Origin of the sequence: Hyphomicrobium sp. (assembly GCF_036780825.1) — a bacterium.
Lineage (GTDB): Bacteria > Pseudomonadota > Alphaproteobacteria > Rhizobiales > Hyphomicrobiaceae > Hyphomicrobium_C.
In genome coordinates this window covers 19,864-34,975 of record NZ_DAIQCD010000011.1, presented here as the reverse complement: position 1 = coordinate 34,975, position 15,112 = coordinate 19,864, and the positions used below count along the sequence as shown (strand labels likewise).

Here is a 15,112-nt window from a genome sequence, read left to right as displayed (position 1 = left end):
CGGACCATCCTCAAACGGGCCATCGGCCAAAACGCCGATGAGCGCCGCGCGCAACACAGCCGACCGCGCCGAACAGTGGCCGGATGAGAGGGCTATTTGGTGTCCATGTCCGTCATCGTCTTGGGACTGCTCGTCGCGGGCCTCGTTTCCTACGCAATCGGAATCTGGCGTGCCAAAGTGCTGGCGCGAAAAAGCGAGGCGAAGCTCCATTCGCGGCCGGGATACTTCGGCGGCTATCTAGCAGCGTGGGTCACGCTGCCAGCGCTCTTTGCAACCCTGATCTGGAGCGTCGCCGAACGCCCGGTCTTGCAGAGCTTCGTGAGCGCATCTCTGCCGGAGACTGTGCAAAGCCTATCCCCCGCCGAGCAGTCGCTGATCATCGGCAGGATCAATGCCGTGACGCGCGGCGTGGCCCGCCTTTCGGATGCTGACCTGGAAGTCCTCAATCGTGTCCGGTATGGCTTTGCTCCCATCGCGGAAGCGCAGCGTGTCCTGCAGGAGCGCGGCGTGATCCTTGGCTCAGCGCCTGAAGCCTACATGATCACCGCTGCCTATGATCAGGTGCGGAATGAAATTCTGAGCCGACGCGCCATGGCGGGGCTCGCCGCCGTGCTTGCGTTTGGCGGCTTCGTCTACGCATTTTCGCGCATGACGGCGAGGCTGCGGGCCCGCAATGCCGTGGAAACGGTCGTCCTCGGCGGACTCATCGGCGCTTCGACGATCGCCATTCTGACCACGGTGGGGATCGTCTTCTCGATGCTGTTCGAGGCGATCCACTTCTTCAGCTTCGTTCCGCCGCTCGAGTTCTTCCTCGGCACCGTCTGGGACCCGCGTTTCTCGGCCTCCGGGGCCGTGGGCGCTACCGAAGGCCAGTTCGGCCTCCTGCCGCTGTTCTGGGGCACGCTCTTCATATCGGCCGTTGCGATGTTCGTGGCCGTTCCTGTCGGGCTCATGAGCGCGATCTACATGTCGGAGTATGCGAGCCGGCCTGTGCGCACCGTGGCGAAGCCTCTCCTCGAAATTCTCGCGGGCATCCCGACCATCGTCTACGGCCTGTTCGCGCTAATTACGTTCGGTCCCTTTCTGCGCGATGCTGGCGGCGCGATCGGTCTCAATATCTCGGCCAACAGCGTGCTTACCGCCGGCATCGTCATGGGCGTCATGATCATCCCGTTCGTGTCATCGCTTTCGGACGACATCATCAACGCCGTGCCGCAGTCGCTCCGCGATGGGTCCTACGGGCTTGGCGCCACCCAGTCCGAGACCATCAAGCGCGTCGTGTTCCCGGCGGCGCTGCCCGGCATCGTCGGCGCTATCCTGCTGGCTGTCTCGCGCGCCATCGGTGAGACGATGATCGTGGTGCTCGCAGCCGGCATCGCGGCCAACCTGACCATCAACCCCATGGAGCCGGTGACGACGATTACGGTCAAGATCGTGAGCCAGCTGACGGGTGACCTCGAGTTCAACTCGCCGCAGACGCTGGTTGCCTTCGCGCTCGGCCTGACCCTGTTCACGATCACGCTGGGGCTGAACATCTACGCGCTCTATGTCGTGCGGAAATACCGGGAGCAATACGAATAATGGCTATCGAGACCCTTCCGGACAGCCACCTCGGCGCGCACGCAGCCCTCATCCGCAAAGGCCTTCGGCGCCGCTACGCAGCCGAGCGCCGATTCCGTATCTTCGGCGTCGCCGCCATTGTGTTCGGCATCGCGTTCTTGCTCTTCCTGTTCGGCAGCATCGTCGCCAACGGCTACACGGCGTTCTTGCAGACGTCGTTCCGGCTCGATGTGCCGCTCGAAGCCTCTGTGATTGATCCGTCAGGCGAGCGCAAGGCGAGCGAGCTGCGCTCGGCGGACTATGGGCTTCTCGCCCGACGGGCGCTTGCGGCGCAGCTCGGCGTCGAGACGAGCGACAGGCCGGCCATGCGCGAGATCGGCGGCCTTCTTTCGCGTGACGTCGATCTCGAGATCCGGCGCGTGGTGCTCGCCGATCCTTCGCTGATCGGGCAGACGCTGCCGATTTGGGTGCTGGCGCAGGGCCGCGTCGATTCGCTCATGAAAGGCCAGCTCGATCGCGACTTGCCGGCCGCCGTGCGCAAGGTCTCGGACCGGCAGCTCGCTTGGCTGGATAAAGCCGCTGCCGAAGGGTTTCTCGCCAAGCGTTTCAACACGGGCCTCTTCGTCAACGGGGCCTCGAGCAGCCCGGAGACCGCGGGTATCGGCGTCGCCGTGGTCGGCTCCATGTTCATGATGCTGATCGTGCTGCTGCTCGCCGTTCCGCTCGGTGTGGGGGCCGCCGTCTATCTTGAGGAATTCGCGCCGCGGAATGTGTGGACCGATACTATCGAGGTGAACATCAACAATCTGGCTGCGGTGCCGTCGATCGTGTTTGGCCTCTTGGGTCTCGCCATCTTTATCAATCTGGCAGGGCTTCCCCGGTCGGCCTCCGTGGTCGGTGGCTTGGTGCTGACGCTAATGACGCTGCCGACCATCATCATCGCCACCCGCGCGGCGCTCAAGGCGGTGCCGCCCTCGATCCGGGAAGCGGCTTACGGGATCGGCGCCTCGAAGATGCAGACCATCGCACATCACGTGCTGCCACTTGCCGTTCCCGGTATCCTGACCGGCACCATCGTCGGCCTGGCGCAGGCGCTCGGCGAAACGGCGCCGCTTCTGATGATCGGCATGGTGGCCTTCGTCGTCGAGATTCCGACGACGCCGCTCGAGCCCGCAACGGCGCTGCCGGTCCAGATCTATATGTGGGCAACGTCAGCGGAGCGCGGCTTCGTCGAGCGCACGTCGGGTGCCGCGCTGCTGCTGGTGGCGGTGCTGATCTGCATGAACCTCTTGGCCGTCATCCTGCGTCGCCGCTTCGAACGGCGCTGGTAGGATCTGATACAAGGAGACTTTGAGATGCTGATGGAGCCTAGGAGCACCGACGCCTCGTCTTCCGCCCACGCGGTGTTTCCGCCAAAGATCGTGGCCCGTGACGTGAACGTCTTCTACGGCGAGAAACGGGCGCTGACGGACGTGACGGTCGATATTCCCGATCGGGGCGTGATGGCCTTCATCGGCCCGTCCGGCTGCGGCAAGTCCACGTTTCTGCGCTGTTTCAATCGCATGAACGACACCATCCCCATTGCTCGCATTTCCGGCTCGATAACCATCGATGAGCAGGACATCTATGAGCCCTCGCTTGATGTGGTGGAGTTGCGGGCTCGCGTCGGCATGGTGTTCCAGAAGCCGAACCCGTTCCCGAAGTCGATCTATGAGAATGTCGCCTACGGACCGCGCATCCACGGCCTTGCCGCAAGCAAGGCAGATCTGGACGGCATCGTGCAGGGGAGCCTCGAAAAGGCGGCGCTCTGGCATGAGGTCAAGGATCGCCTGCACGAGCCGGGCACCGGCCTTTCGGGGGGGCAGCAGCAGCGCCTCTGCATCGCGCGCGCCGTCGCCGTGAGCCCGGAGGTGATCTTGATGGACGAGCCATGCTCGGCGCTCGACCCGATCGCGACCGCCAAGATCGAGGAGCTTATCGACGAGTTGAAGAAGAACTTCTGCATCGTCATCGTCACCCACTCGATGCAGCAGGCGGCCCGCGTCTCCCAGCGTACGGCGTTCTTCCATCTCGGCGTTCTTGTCGAGGAGGGCGCGACCACCGACATATTCACCAACCCCAAGGATAAGCGCACGCAGGATTACATCACCGGCCGCTTCGGATAGCCGCTTCGACGAACATCGCCCCCGGAATTTCCTGGGCCGGAAGGCCGAGAGGAGCAACAGAACCGATGAACGAGCACATCGTTAAGTCCTATGAGGAGGAGCTTGCACTCCTGGATCGGAAGATCGCCCAGATGGGCGGCCTTGCCGAGCACATCCTCGGCCAATCGTTCGACGCGCTCGAACGCCGCGATCCGCAGCTTGCCGAGCAGGTTGTGAAGGCCGACAAGCAGATCGACCAGCTCGAGCGCGATATCGAGGAGCAGGTGATCTCGATGGTGGCGCGGCGGCAGCCGCTAGCCATCGATCTCCGTCACGTGATGGGCGCGCTGCGCATCACCGGCGATCTCGAGCGCATCGGAGATCTCGCCAAGAACATCGCCAAGCGCGCGCTCGCGATCGCGCACGAATCGCATCCGAAGCCGCTCATGACCGGCTTACGTCATATGGGCGAACTGGCGCTGGCACAGCTCAAGGACGTGCTCGACGCCTATGCGGCGCGCAACGCCGATCGCGCGCTCGCGGTCTGGCTCGGGGATGAAAAGATCGACTCGATGTACAATTCTCTCTTCCGCGAGTTGCTCACCTACATGATGGAGGATCCGCGCAACATCGGCCTTTCCACCCATCTTCTGTTTGGCGCCAAGAACATCGAGCGCGTCGGCGATCACACCACGAACATCGCTGAGACGATCCACTTTCTCGTCAAGGGCGTGAACATCACCGACGACCGCCCCAAGGGCGACAAGACCAGCTCGACCCTCTTCTCGGGGGATTGAGTGCCTTCCTTGCATGAGCAAATGAACGATGACGGCAAAGATACTGGTAATCGAGGACGAGGCGCCGCTGGCAGAGATGCTGCGCTACAACCTGGAGGCGGAAGGCTTCCGCGTCTCGCACGCCGAGAACGGAGAGGAGGCGGAAATCCTGGTCGCAGAAGAGAAGCCGGATCTTCTCGTGCTGGATTGGATGCTGCCCGGTGTCTCCGGAATTGAAATCTGCCGGCGCATGCGGGCTAGGATGGAGACCCGCTCCATCCCGATCGTCATGCTGACGGCCCGGGGTGAGGAGGGTGACCGCATCCGCGGTCTCTCGACCGGCGCTGACGATTATGTGGTGAAGCCCTTCTCCCTGCCCGAATTGATGGCGCGGGTGAAGGCGATCCTGCGCCGCTCTGCGCCGGACCGCATGGCCGATGTCCTGCGGTTCGCCGATATCGAGCTCGACCGGCCGGCTCACAAGGTGATGCGCGGTCTGCGCGAGGTGCATCTCGGCCCGACCGAGTTCCGACTCCTCGAGTTCCTGATGGAGAGCCCGGGCCGCGTGCTGTCGCGCTCGCAACTGCTGGATGGCGTTTGGGGCCGGGATGCCTACATCGACGAGCGCACGGTCGACGTTCACGTGGGGCGCCTGCGCAAGGCTTTGATTCGTGGCAAGGAACGCGACCCAATCCGCACCGTGCGCGGCTCGGGCTATGTGTTCGGCGAACGCAACAGCAGCTAAAGTGCACGTTTACGCTTGGACATGTCTTCGCGGCGCGAACGTGCACCACCTCCGCGTCGGGATCGTCTTATCGGATTGCTAAAATGCGCGGCTCTGCCGCGGCGGGATCGCGCTCGATCAGACGTGTACGAACCGAAACACTTGCTTAACCGTCTTGGCGCCTAAATGGCCACCACGACCAGACGTTGGACCGAGGCCGTCGGGCCCGGTCCCAAGCAAGGACAATACGAATGCGCTTCTCCTCAAATGCCCGACCGAACGTCATTGCCAGGGAGGAGAAGGAGGCGCGGCTCAAAGCGTTCGTTGCGAAACACGTGGAAGCCCACCGGGCATCGGGAATCGCGGCCGGTGTCACGACTTACCGGCTTCTCGCACTTTCCGCCGAGAGCCCTGTTGCCCATGCGTTGGCGGAACTCGCATCCGATCTTGCGGCGGCCGGAATCAAGGTCGAAGCGCTCCTCGTCCAGCGTGCGTCCGGCGCATTACCCGAAGGCTTCGATTGCCGCGTCGTGCGCGACGTGCGCCTGCTCGATGCGCATGAGCAACTCGTGCTCGATCGGGCGACCGTCTGGATCGGCGACTGCATGCGCCGCGACCCCATGAAGCGCGACGCCTACGAGCGCTATTCCGACAGCCCCGTGACGGCCGGCTATGCCGCCCAGTCCTTCGCGCAGATCTGGAAGGCTGCGGGCCCAGGGGGTAGCCTTGCGCTCGAGCGCCAGTGGTCGGGTATGCGCCAGACGAGCCTGTTCGATCCATCTCTGATCGCCGGCGCGGAAGCCATGATGGCAGTTCAGGCGCTACCTGTTCGTCACTGAGCCCGTTCGAGAGGGCGATGGTCTCATCGGGCGGGAGCGGTCAGCATTTTTTTAGATGAAAACGGAAATGCGCGGTCTCGGTCTCGAGCGGGGGCGGGCCGGTTTTCATTTTCTCAATGACTCTACAACGCGATCATCACAGCTATGCCGCTCGGTCGCGGCGCCCTCCTTTGGTGAAGCTTCGGCATCGGGCGGAACTTGCCGGTAAGTTCCACCTTGCTGCCAACGTTTGATCATTCGGGTCTGTTGGGCTTCACCCGGCTGGGCCGCACGCTGATAATGCCCAGCGGTTGAATAAGGCCGCCGGCCAGGTGTGCCTTGAGCTCACGGGATGATCCGCTATGTGCGCCCTCAGATATTTTCTCATAAGTCTTTTCCTAATCACCGGACTGAATATTTCCCTGGCCGCCGCGGAGCGGCCTTTTGCGCACAAGGGGGTGGCTGCAGACGCCGCGCGATACGAGACTTACATTCGCAACACATGGCGGCCTGACGGACGCGCGGGGCCGGATGTGCGCCAGGCTGGCGAGCGGCTGCTCGGCTCCGATCCACGCGCTGCCTCGCGCACGTTCGCAATCGCCGTTGCAACCGATGCGACGAGCCCGGAAAGCTGGATCGGCCTCGCCAAGGCGCTGCTCGCGATCGCACCTGATCCCAACAAATCCGAATCCTATGACCTGCCGGTCAATGCATCCGGTGCCGCCTATCGGGCTTACATGCTGGCGCAGGATCCAGCCATGAAGGCGCGCGCGCTCGCCGTCCTCGGCGAGGCGATGCAGCGGCGCTCCTACTGGCGGCCGGCGATCGAGGCGCTGAAATCGAGCCTGGCGCTCGTCGACGATGCGGGCGTCCGCGATACTTACGAGAAGCTTCGTGTCGAGCACGGCTTCCGCATGACCGACTACACGGCCGATGGTGACGCGGCGACGCCGCGGGTCTGCATCCAGTTCTCGGAAAGTTTATCGCGGGGCCAGGTGGATTTCGCCAAGTTCGTGTCCGTCAACGGAGGGGATCCGCAGTCCGTCTCCGCCGAAGGCAGCCAGCTCTGCATCGACGGTGTCGAGCATGGCGAGCGCTATGAGATCCAGGTGCGCGCCGGCCTGCCGTCCGACGTCGACGAGCCGCTCGAGAAACCAGTGACGCTCGCTGTCTACGTTCCCGACCGCAAGCCGATGGTGCATTTCACCGGCAAGAGCTACGTGCTGCCGGCGCGCGGCCAGAACGGCATTCCGCTCGTCGTCGTCAACACCAAGAGCGTCGATATCGAGGTCTACCGCATCGGTGACCGCAGCCTCGCCAACGCCCTCGGCAATGGCGATCTCGACCGCCAGCTTCAGGGCTATCAGCTCGAGGAACTGAAGAGCCGGTCGGGCAGCCTCGTCTATAAGGGTGCGCTCGAGGTCGCGAGCAAGCTCAACGCTGAGGTGGCGGTCGCCTTCCCGGTCAGCGAAGCCATCGGCGAGCTCAAGCCCGGCGCCTACGCAATGATCGCGAGGCCCGCCGAGCAGAGCGGTGGGGATGATCACTGGCGGGAGCAGGCCACGCAATGGTTCATCGTCTCGGACTTGGGCCTCACGGCTTTCTCGGGGGACGACGGCGTGCATGCGTTCGTGCGTTCGCTCGCCAGCGCCAATCCGATCGGCGGCGCGAGCGTCCGCCTCGTCGCCCGCAACAACGAGGTGCTTGCTACCGCTACGTCTGATCGGAACGGCTACGTGCGCTTCGACGCCGGCCATGCGAAGGGGGAGGGCGGCAACGCGCCGGCCATTCTCGTCGCCGAGACGGGCGCCGGCGAATATGCCTTCCTCGATCTGACGAGCAACGCGTTCGACCTCTCCGACCGCGGTGTCAAAGGGCGCGACGCTCCGGGGCCGCTCGACGGCTTCCTCTACACGGAGCGCGGCGTTTATCGGCTGGGGGAGGAGGTCAACGTCACCGCACTCGCGCGCGATGCTACGGGTGCGGCCGCGACGCTTCCCATGACGCTGATCGTCGTGCGTCCGGACGGGGTCGAGTATGGACGCTTTCCCTTGACGGATAGCGAGCTCGGAGGACACGCGCTGCGCCTGCCACTCGGCGGTGGCGCCATGACGGGGACGTGGCGGGCGCGGCTCCATGCCGACCCCAAGGCGGACGCCATCACGCAGGTTTCGTTCCTGGTCGAGGATTATGTTCCCGAGCGCCTCGATCTGACGCTGACGGAGGGGAGAGGGCGCCTCGCACCCGAGGAAACGAAGACCGTCGATATCGCAGGGCGCTTCCTTTACGGGCCGCCGGCTGCCGGCATGGCGATTGAAGGTGACGTCATCGTGCGTCCGTCGGCCAAGGATCTTGCAGGCTATGAGGGCTATCGCTTTGGCGAGGCTGACGAGAGCGTCAGTCCCGTTCGCCAGCCGCTCGAGGGCCTGCCCACGACGGACGATGCCGGTAAGGCCGCGCTCGCCATCGCGCTTCCTGCCGTGACAAAAACCGCGAGACCGCTCGAAGCCAACGTCATCGTGCGGCTGCGCGAGGCCGGCGGACGCACCATCGAGCGCTCGATCGTGCTCCCCGTGAGCCTCGATACGCCGCGTATCGGCATCAAGCCGCTGTTCAACGCATCGGCGCTGGGCGAAGGGGAGACGGCGCGGTTCGATGTCGTGCTGCTCGACGCCGAGGACAAGCAAGCAGCAGGCGTGCTCGACTGGACCCTCGTGCGCCTGGATACCTCCTGGCAGTGGTATCGCCGCGACGGCTATTGGACCTATGAGAGCCAGACCATCACGCGCAAGGTGGCGAACGGTATTGTCGATGCTGCCGTCGACGCGCCTGCCACCGTCTCTGCCGATGTGGACTATGGCCGCTATCGGTTGGAGGTCAGCTCGGCCGATGCGGGAGGAGCGCTCACGAGCGTCGTCTTCAACGCCGGCTGGTATACGGGCGGCGAAACGGCGGAGAGCCCCGAAATGCTCGACGTCGCACTCGACAAAGCCACTTATCAGCCCGGCGAGACGGCGAAGCTGAGGATTGCTTCCAAGCAGGGCGGCAAGGCGCTCGTCGCCGTGCTCGGGCGCGATCTCATCTCGGCCGAAGAGATCGAGCTGCCAAAAGGCGGCGGCGACGTCGAGATCACGGTCGGCGATGATTGGGGACCTGGCGCCTACGCGACGGCGCTCGTCTATCGCCCGCTCGACGAGACCGCGAAGCGCATGCCGAGCCGGGCCATCGGCGTCCGCTGGATCGGTGTCGATCAGGCGAAGCGCACGCTCAAGGTTGCGGTTGCGACGGAAGCCAAGGTCAAGGGAGCCTCCGAACTTGCGATCCCGGTGCAGATTGAAGGCCTCGATCCTGGCGAGGAGGCGCGCGTCACAATCGCCGCCGTGGACGTCGGCATCTTGAACCTCACGCGCTATCAAGCGCCGGCGCCGGAGACGCACTTCTACGCGCAGCAGAAGCTGGCGCTTGAGCTGCGCGACTTCTACGGCCGACTCATCGACGGCATGCGCGCCGAACGCGGCACGTTGCGGTCCGGCGGCGACGGCATGGACGGGATGGGCTTAGAGGGCAGCCCGCCTGTCGAAGAAACCGTCTCTTATTTTTCCGGTATCGTTAACGTCGGCCCAGACGGAACGGCGACTGTGCGCTTTGCGTTACCGAGCTTCAATGGCACCGTCCGCGTGATGGCGGTCGCCTGGACCAAGAGCAAGGTGGGTCATGGAACCAGCGACGTCATTGTCCGCGACGCGGTCGCTCTCACGGCCTCGGCGCCGCGCTTCATGACGCTCGGTGATGAGGCACGCGTGGATCTCTCCCTGCACAATGTCGACGGACCGGCCGGCACCTACACGGCGCGGCTCAGCGAGATCGTCGGCGATGGCGTGCCGCTCGCCGAGACGGCGGTGACGCTGGAGGTTGGCGAGCGCAAGTCCGAGCACGTGATCCTCAAGCCGCATGACATCGGCACTTTTGTCTACGATGTCAGCGTGACGGGACCGGAGGGCCTGTTCTTCTCGCGCCGCCTGCAATTCGACGTGAAGCCGCCGGCGGGCGACATCAAGCGCACCACCGTCGCCAAGCTCGCAGCGGGCGGCAAGCTCACGCTGTCGGACGATCTCATTGCGGGACTGATCCCTAATCGCACGCGCATCAATCTCTCAGTTGGGCCCGCGGCTGCGCTGGACGTGCCGGGCCTGCTGACGGCGCTCGACCGCTATCCCTATGGATGCGCCGAGCAGACGGTCTCGCGCGCGCTGCCGCTGCTCTATGCCAACGCGGTCGCCGCCCGTATCGGCATCGGCGGGGATGCGGCGCTCAAGGAGCGTGTGCAGCAGGCTATTGGGCGCGTGTTCGAGATGCAGGACGCTTCGGGTGCGTTCGGAAGCTGGGGCCCGAGGGGCGGCGACCTTTGGCTTACGAGCTACGTCACCGACTTTCTGACGCGGGCCCGTGAGTCCGGTTACGAGGTGCGCCAGATCCCGTTCGGCCAGGCGCTCGACCGTCTGCAGAACTTCGCGCTCAACGGCGAGGACTTCAAGCAGGGCGGCGAGGACCGTGCCTACGCGCTCTATGTGCTGGCCCGCAACGGGCGTGCGCCAATCGGCGAGTTGCGCTACTACGCCGACACGCGGCTCGACCGTTTTACGACGCCGCTTGCGAAAGCGCAGCTCGGTGCCGCGCTCGCAATGGTGGGTGACAAGGCGCGTGCCGAGAGTGCGTTCCGCGCTGCGCTCGATGCGTTCGGCGATCAGGACAAGCTCAACATCGCGCGGCCAGATTACGGGTCTGAGATCCGCGACGGCGCCGCGCTCGTTACGCTCGCGTCGGAAGCCGGCATCGTACACGACGAGACACCGCGTCTCGTCGCGGTGGTGTCCAAGGCGTATCTCGCACGCACCTCTACCTCCACACAGGAGCAGGCGTGGATGTTGCTTGCGGCGCACGCCATTGGCGAGGAGACGAAGGCAGCACGGCTTTCTCTTGATGGGGCACCGGTTGAGGGTGCGGTGGCGCACGCGTTTTCAGCGGAAGATCTGGAGCGCGGCGTCACCGTCACCAACGACGGCGAGAGTGAGACGACGGCTGTCGTGACTGTTATCGGCGCCTCGCTTGCGGGCGAGCCTCCGGTGGCCAAGGGTTTTACCGTCACGCGCCGCTACTACACGCTCGACGGCAAGGAAGTCAGTCTCGAAAGCGCGAATGGCGGCAAGAGCGAGATCGCCCAAAACGACCGGCTCGTCGCCGTGCTGACAGTCGAGAGCGATGAATCGGCCGGCCGGCCGCTGCTGGTGGACCGCCTTCCGGCCGGTCTCGAGATCGAGAACCCACGCCTCGTCGACTCCGGAGACATCAAGACCCTCGACTGGCTCAAGACAACCGTCCGCCCGGTGCATACGGAGTTTCGTGACGATCACTTCGTTGCGGCTTTCGACCTTTGGGAGGCGGCGCGAAGCCACGGGCTCGAAGCCGGCTACCAAGACGAGGATGGCAACGTCGCGCCCGAGGCTGGCCCTGCGTCCGGCATCTCCGCGACCGTCGCCTATGTCGTGCGTGCGGTTACGCCGGGCACGTTCGTTCATCCAGCGGCGACGGTTGAAGATATGTACCGGCCGGAGCGTCATGCGCGCTCAGGCGCTGGAACGCTCGTCGTGACACCGATGAACTAGGAACGGAGATGCGTTTGTCCCTTTCGTTCCTCACAGACCGGCGCGCCGCGGCAGAGGCTGTTCTCTCTCCATCCGATCGCACCTCGCGGTTGGGGCTCTCGCTTCCGTGGCGGGCCGCGGCCTTTGTGCTTGCGGCCGCAATCCTCGCGCTGGCCGCCGTCGGCATCACGCTCGAGATCACCAAGCGCAGCATCGGCCCGGTGCCGTTCGAAGCGGCCGAGGCGATGTCGGTCACGGTGCTCGACCGCAACCATCGTCTCCTGCGTGCCTTCACGACGAAGGACGGACGCTGGCGTTTGCCGGTGGAGGTGGACGAGGTCGATCCGCGCTATCTGGAAATGCTTCTCGCTTACGAGGACAAGCGTTTCTACGAGCATGGCGGCGTTGATCTCTTCGCGGTGGCGCGGGCGAGCTTTCTTCTCGTGCGCTATGGCGAGATCCTCTCCGGCGGCTCGACGCTGACCATGCAGGTCGCGCGCCTGCTCGACGGCAAGCACGAACGGACGGGCGCCGGCAAGCTGCGCCAGATCGCGCGGGCGCTGCAGCTCGAAGCGCAGCTTTCGAAAGCTGAAATCTTGCGCCTCTATCTCAGGCTGGCCCCATTCGGCGGCAACATCGAAGGCGTGCGCGCTGCCTCGCTCGCCTATTTCGGCAAGGAGCCGCGCCACCTTTCGGCGGGCGAGGCAGCGCTTCTGGTGGCGCTGCCGCAGTCTCCGGAGCGGCGCCGGCCCGATCGCCATAGCGAGGCGGCACGCAAGGCACGCGACCGCGTGCTCGATCGGGCCGTGGAGGAAGGCGTTCTTGCGAGGGCTGAAGCCGAGCGTGCGAAGCGCGAACGCGTCCCGCGGGAGCGCCTGGAGGTTCTGAAGCTCGCGCCTCATCTTTCCGAGGCTGAGATGGTGACGCATCCCACGCAGCACGTGCACCGACTCACTATCGACCGCGATATCCAGACCTCGGTGGAAAAGCTCGCCGCTGAGGAGGCGAGGCTTCTCGGTCCCAAGCTCTCGACGGCGGTGCTCATCGTCGAGCACGCGACGGGCGAGGTGTTGGCGCATGTCGGTTCGGCCGGCTATCTCGATGGCGAGCGTCACGGCGCCATCGACATGACGGGCGCCGTCCGCTCGCCGGGCTCGACGCTGAAGCCGTTCATCTACGGCCTCGCGTTCGAGCAGGGCCTCGCGCATCCTGAGACGCTAATCGAGGACCGGCCGACGCGCTTCGGCAGCTATCGCCCGGAAAATTTCGACGAGGCGTTCTACGGAACGGTGACCATCCGGGAGGCGCTCGGCAATTCGCTCAACGTACCGGCGGTGAAGGTGCTGGCGGCGGTTGGTCCCGGCCGCCTCATGGGACGTTTCCGTCGCGTTGGCGTCACGCCTGAGCTTCCTGTCAACACGAAGCCGTCGCTTGCGGTGGCGCTTGGTGGTGCCGGCCTGACGCTCAAGGACCTCGCGACGCTCTATGCCGCTCTCGCCCGCGGTGGAGAGCCGATCGCGTTGTCTTGGCGCAAAGGTGAGGCGGCGGAGAAAGCCAGATCCGGCTCGCAGGCGCGCCTGCTGTCTCCGGTCTCCGCGTGGTACGTCACCGACATCCTCAAGGATGCGCCGCCGCCGCCGTCCGCGCGCGGCGGCGCCATCGCTTACAAGACGGGCACGTCCTACGGCTATCGCGACGCCTGGGCCATTGGCTACGACGGACGCTACGTGGTGGCCGTCTGGGTCGGCCGCCCGGATGGGACCTCGACGCCGGGCCTCATGGGCCGGCTCAGCGCCGCGCCGATCCTGTTCCATGCCATGAAGCGCATTGCCGAGCGGCCGACGCCGTTCGGCGCGGCACCGCATGGCGTCGTGCGGGCCACTACAGGCTCGTTGCCGCCCCCGCTCAAGCGCTTCCGCGAGGCGGGCGAAGACGCCGTCGCTGCCGGCCCCTACCTCGAGCCGCAGGTTCTCATCGCGTTTCCGCCTGACCGCGCGGAGCTCGATATCGCCGAGCGCGATGACGAGCCGCTGATCATCAAGGCCGAAGGTGGCGCGCTGCCGCTGACCTGGCTGATTGACGGCAGCCCGATGGTATCCGATCCGCGCCGCCGCGAGGTGGAGTGGCAGCCGGATGGGCGCGGCTTCGCCAAGCTCACCGTCATCGATGCCAAGGGCCGGGCGGATCGCGTCACGGTGCGCCTGCGGTGAGGGTGTCGGTATCGGCATCATGGCAAAGGCGCATGCGGCCGGCTAAGCTGGCGGGTGTTCCGGATCCCGATGGTGGCATGTCGATGCGCGTAACGCTCGCGATGTTTGCGGTTTTTTCGACGCTGGCCGTCGTTCTCACGCGGCCGGCCCAGGCCGAGGTGCCTGCCGCCCGGCTGCCGGCACTCGCTGCTGACATATCGCACACGTCCGTCTCGGGTATTTCGTCTGGCGCCTATATGGCGGGGCAGTTTCAGATCGCCCACTCCAAGATCGTCGTCGGCGCGGCCATCATTGCGGGTGGCCCCTATGGGTGCGCCGAGAGCGCGTTCGCCGATGTCATGTCGGGGCCGGGACTGGCGTTCCTCAACCTCTCCAAAGCCGTCAATGGCTGCATGCTGAACGGCTTGGCGTTCTGGGGCGTTCCGGATGTGGATCTGCTTGCTGAGAGGACGCGTAAGCTCGCGGGCGCGGGCCGGATCGATCCGCTGGAGAGCCTGCGCGACGATCACGTCTATCTCTTCTCAGGCTCCAACGACCGCACCGTCGTTCCAGCCATCGTGGACGCCGCCTACGCGTTTTACGAGCGGCTCGGCGTGCCGGCGGAGAACCTGACCTACGTGACGGATCTGCCGGCAGGCCACGCTTTCGTCACCGACCATCAGGGGCTGGCCTGCGATGCGACTGCCAAGCCGTTCGTCGTCAATTGCGGCTATGACCAGGCGGGCGAGATCCTGAAGCGCATGTATGGCCCGCTTTCTCCACGCGCGGCCGAGCCCCGGGGCACGTTTCTCGAGTTCGATCAGCGCCCGTTTCTGGCCGGCCACGCGGAGCACGGCATGGAAAAGCGCGGCGTTGTCTATATTCCGCCCGCTTGCGCCGAAACCGCGACCTGCCGCGTACACGTGGCGTATCATGGCTGCTCCCAGGGGCGCGCGGTGGCCGGCGATGCGTTCATCCGCCAATCCGGATTCGCCAACTGGGCCGACGCCAACGCGTTGATCATCCTTTATCCGGAAGCGGCCGCATCTGCCGTCAACCCGCAGGGGTGCTGGGACTGGTGGGGCTATACCGGTTCCGATTACCTGACGCGCGAGGCCCCGCAGATCCAGATCGTGCACGCCATGCTGCTCGAGCTTGCCAAGCCGCGCTCGTAGCCTCAGTTTTCTGGACTGGCGGCGCCCGCTGGGGTCGGCGCGGGATCCCTCATGGCGGGGTGAACGTTAGCGGTTTGTAATGAA

The 15,112-nt window shown here is 65.1% G+C and carries 9 protein-coding genes; all 9 read left to right on the top strand.

Going from position 1 to position 15,112, the window contains the following annotated elements:
* Positions 1 to 105 precede the first annotated feature (105 nt).
* Positions 106 to 1,581 carry a phosphate ABC transporter permease subunit PstC gene (gene pstC, locus V7P99_RS06960; RefSeq protein ID WP_442909880.1) on the top strand — a complete coding sequence of 492 codons (1,476 nt, stop codon included), beginning with the start codon at positions 106 to 108 and terminating at the stop codon, positions 1,579 to 1,581.
* Positions 1,581 to 2,891, top strand: a complete 1,311-nt coding sequence (gene pstA / locus V7P99_RS06955) for a phosphate ABC transporter permease PstA (protein WP_333794072.1) — start codon at positions 1,581 to 1,583, stop codon at positions 2,889 to 2,891. Before pstC ends, pstA begins: the two co-directional genes overlap by 1 nt.
* A 30-nt stretch (positions 2,892 to 2,921) precedes the next feature.
* Positions 2,922 to 3,725, top strand: coding sequence for a phosphate ABC transporter ATP-binding protein PstB (pstB, locus tag V7P99_RS06950; protein WP_442909882.1), 804 nt, complete (start codon positions 2,922 to 2,924; stop codon positions 3,723 to 3,725).
* Positions 3,726 to 3,790: 65 nt separating this feature from the next.
* Positions 3,791 to 4,501: a phosphate signaling complex protein PhoU gene (gene phoU, locus V7P99_RS06945; protein ID WP_333794070.1), complete on the top strand. Its 711-nt coding sequence runs from the start codon at positions 3,791 to 3,793 to the stop codon at positions 4,499 to 4,501.
* Positions 4,502 to 4,529: 28 nt separating this feature from the next.
* Positions 4,530 to 5,225 (top strand): phosphate regulon transcriptional regulator PhoB, encoded by a 696-nt coding sequence (gene phoB, locus V7P99_RS06940; RefSeq protein WP_333794069.1) that lies wholly within the window; start codon positions 4,530 to 4,532, stop codon positions 5,223 to 5,225.
* A gap of 230 nt (positions 5,226 to 5,455) precedes the next feature.
* Positions 5,456 to 6,043 carry a hypothetical protein gene (locus V7P99_RS06935; RefSeq protein ID WP_333794068.1) on the top strand — a complete coding sequence of 196 codons (588 nt, stop codon included), beginning with the start codon at positions 5,456 to 5,458 and terminating at the stop codon, positions 6,041 to 6,043.
* Between the two features lie 341 nt (positions 6,044 to 6,384).
* The gene (locus tag V7P99_RS06930; RefSeq protein ID WP_333794067.1) at positions 6,385 to 11,685 is read left to right on the top strand and encodes an alpha-2-macroglobulin family protein; all 5,301 of its coding nucleotides are present in this window, start codon (positions 6,385 to 6,387) and stop codon (positions 11,683 to 11,685) included.
* Between the two features lie 8 nt (positions 11,686 to 11,693).
* Positions 11,694 to 13,874, top strand: a complete 2,181-nt coding sequence (pbpC, locus tag V7P99_RS06925) for a penicillin-binding protein 1C (protein WP_333794066.1) — start codon at positions 11,694 to 11,696, stop codon at positions 13,872 to 13,874.
* Between the two features lie 32 nt (positions 13,875 to 13,906).
* A complete protein-coding gene (locus V7P99_RS06920) occupies positions 13,907 to 15,028 on the top strand; it encodes an extracellular catalytic domain type 2 short-chain-length polyhydroxyalkanoate depolymerase (protein WP_333794065.1) in 1,122 nt (373 codons plus the stop codon).
* Positions 15,029 to 15,112: the final 84 nt, after the last annotated feature.

Bases quoted from the DNA above. Each gene is read 5' to 3' on its own strand.
- pstC (WP_442909880.1), top strand. From the start codon at position 106: ATGTCCGTCATCGTCTTGGGACTGCTCGTCGCGGGCCTCGTTTCCTAC.
- pstA (WP_333794072.1), top strand. From the start codon at position 1,581: ATGGCTATCGAGACCCTTCCGGACAGCCACCTCGGCGCGCACGCAGCC.
- pstB (WP_442909882.1), top strand. From the start codon at position 2,922: ATGGAGCCTAGGAGCACCGACGCCTCGTCTTCCGCCCACGCGGTGTTT.
- phoU (WP_333794070.1), top strand. From the start codon at position 3,791: ATGAACGAGCACATCGTTAAGTCCTATGAGGAGGAGCTTGCACTCCTG.
- phoB (WP_333794069.1), top strand. From the start codon at position 4,530: ATGACGGCAAAGATACTGGTAATCGAGGACGAGGCGCCGCTGGCAGAG.
- V7P99_RS06935 (WP_333794068.1), top strand. From the start codon at position 5,456: ATGCGCTTCTCCTCAAATGCCCGACCGAACGTCATTGCCAGGGAGGAG.
- V7P99_RS06930 (WP_333794067.1), top strand. From the start codon at position 6,385: ATGTGCGCCCTCAGATATTTTCTCATAAGTCTTTTCCTAATCACCGGA.
- pbpC (WP_333794066.1), top strand. From the start codon at position 11,694: ATGCGTTTGTCCCTTTCGTTCCTCACAGACCGGCGCGCCGCGGCAGAG.
- V7P99_RS06920 (WP_333794065.1), top strand. From the start codon at position 13,907: ATGCGGCCGGCTAAGCTGGCGGGTGTTCCGGATCCCGATGGTGGCATG.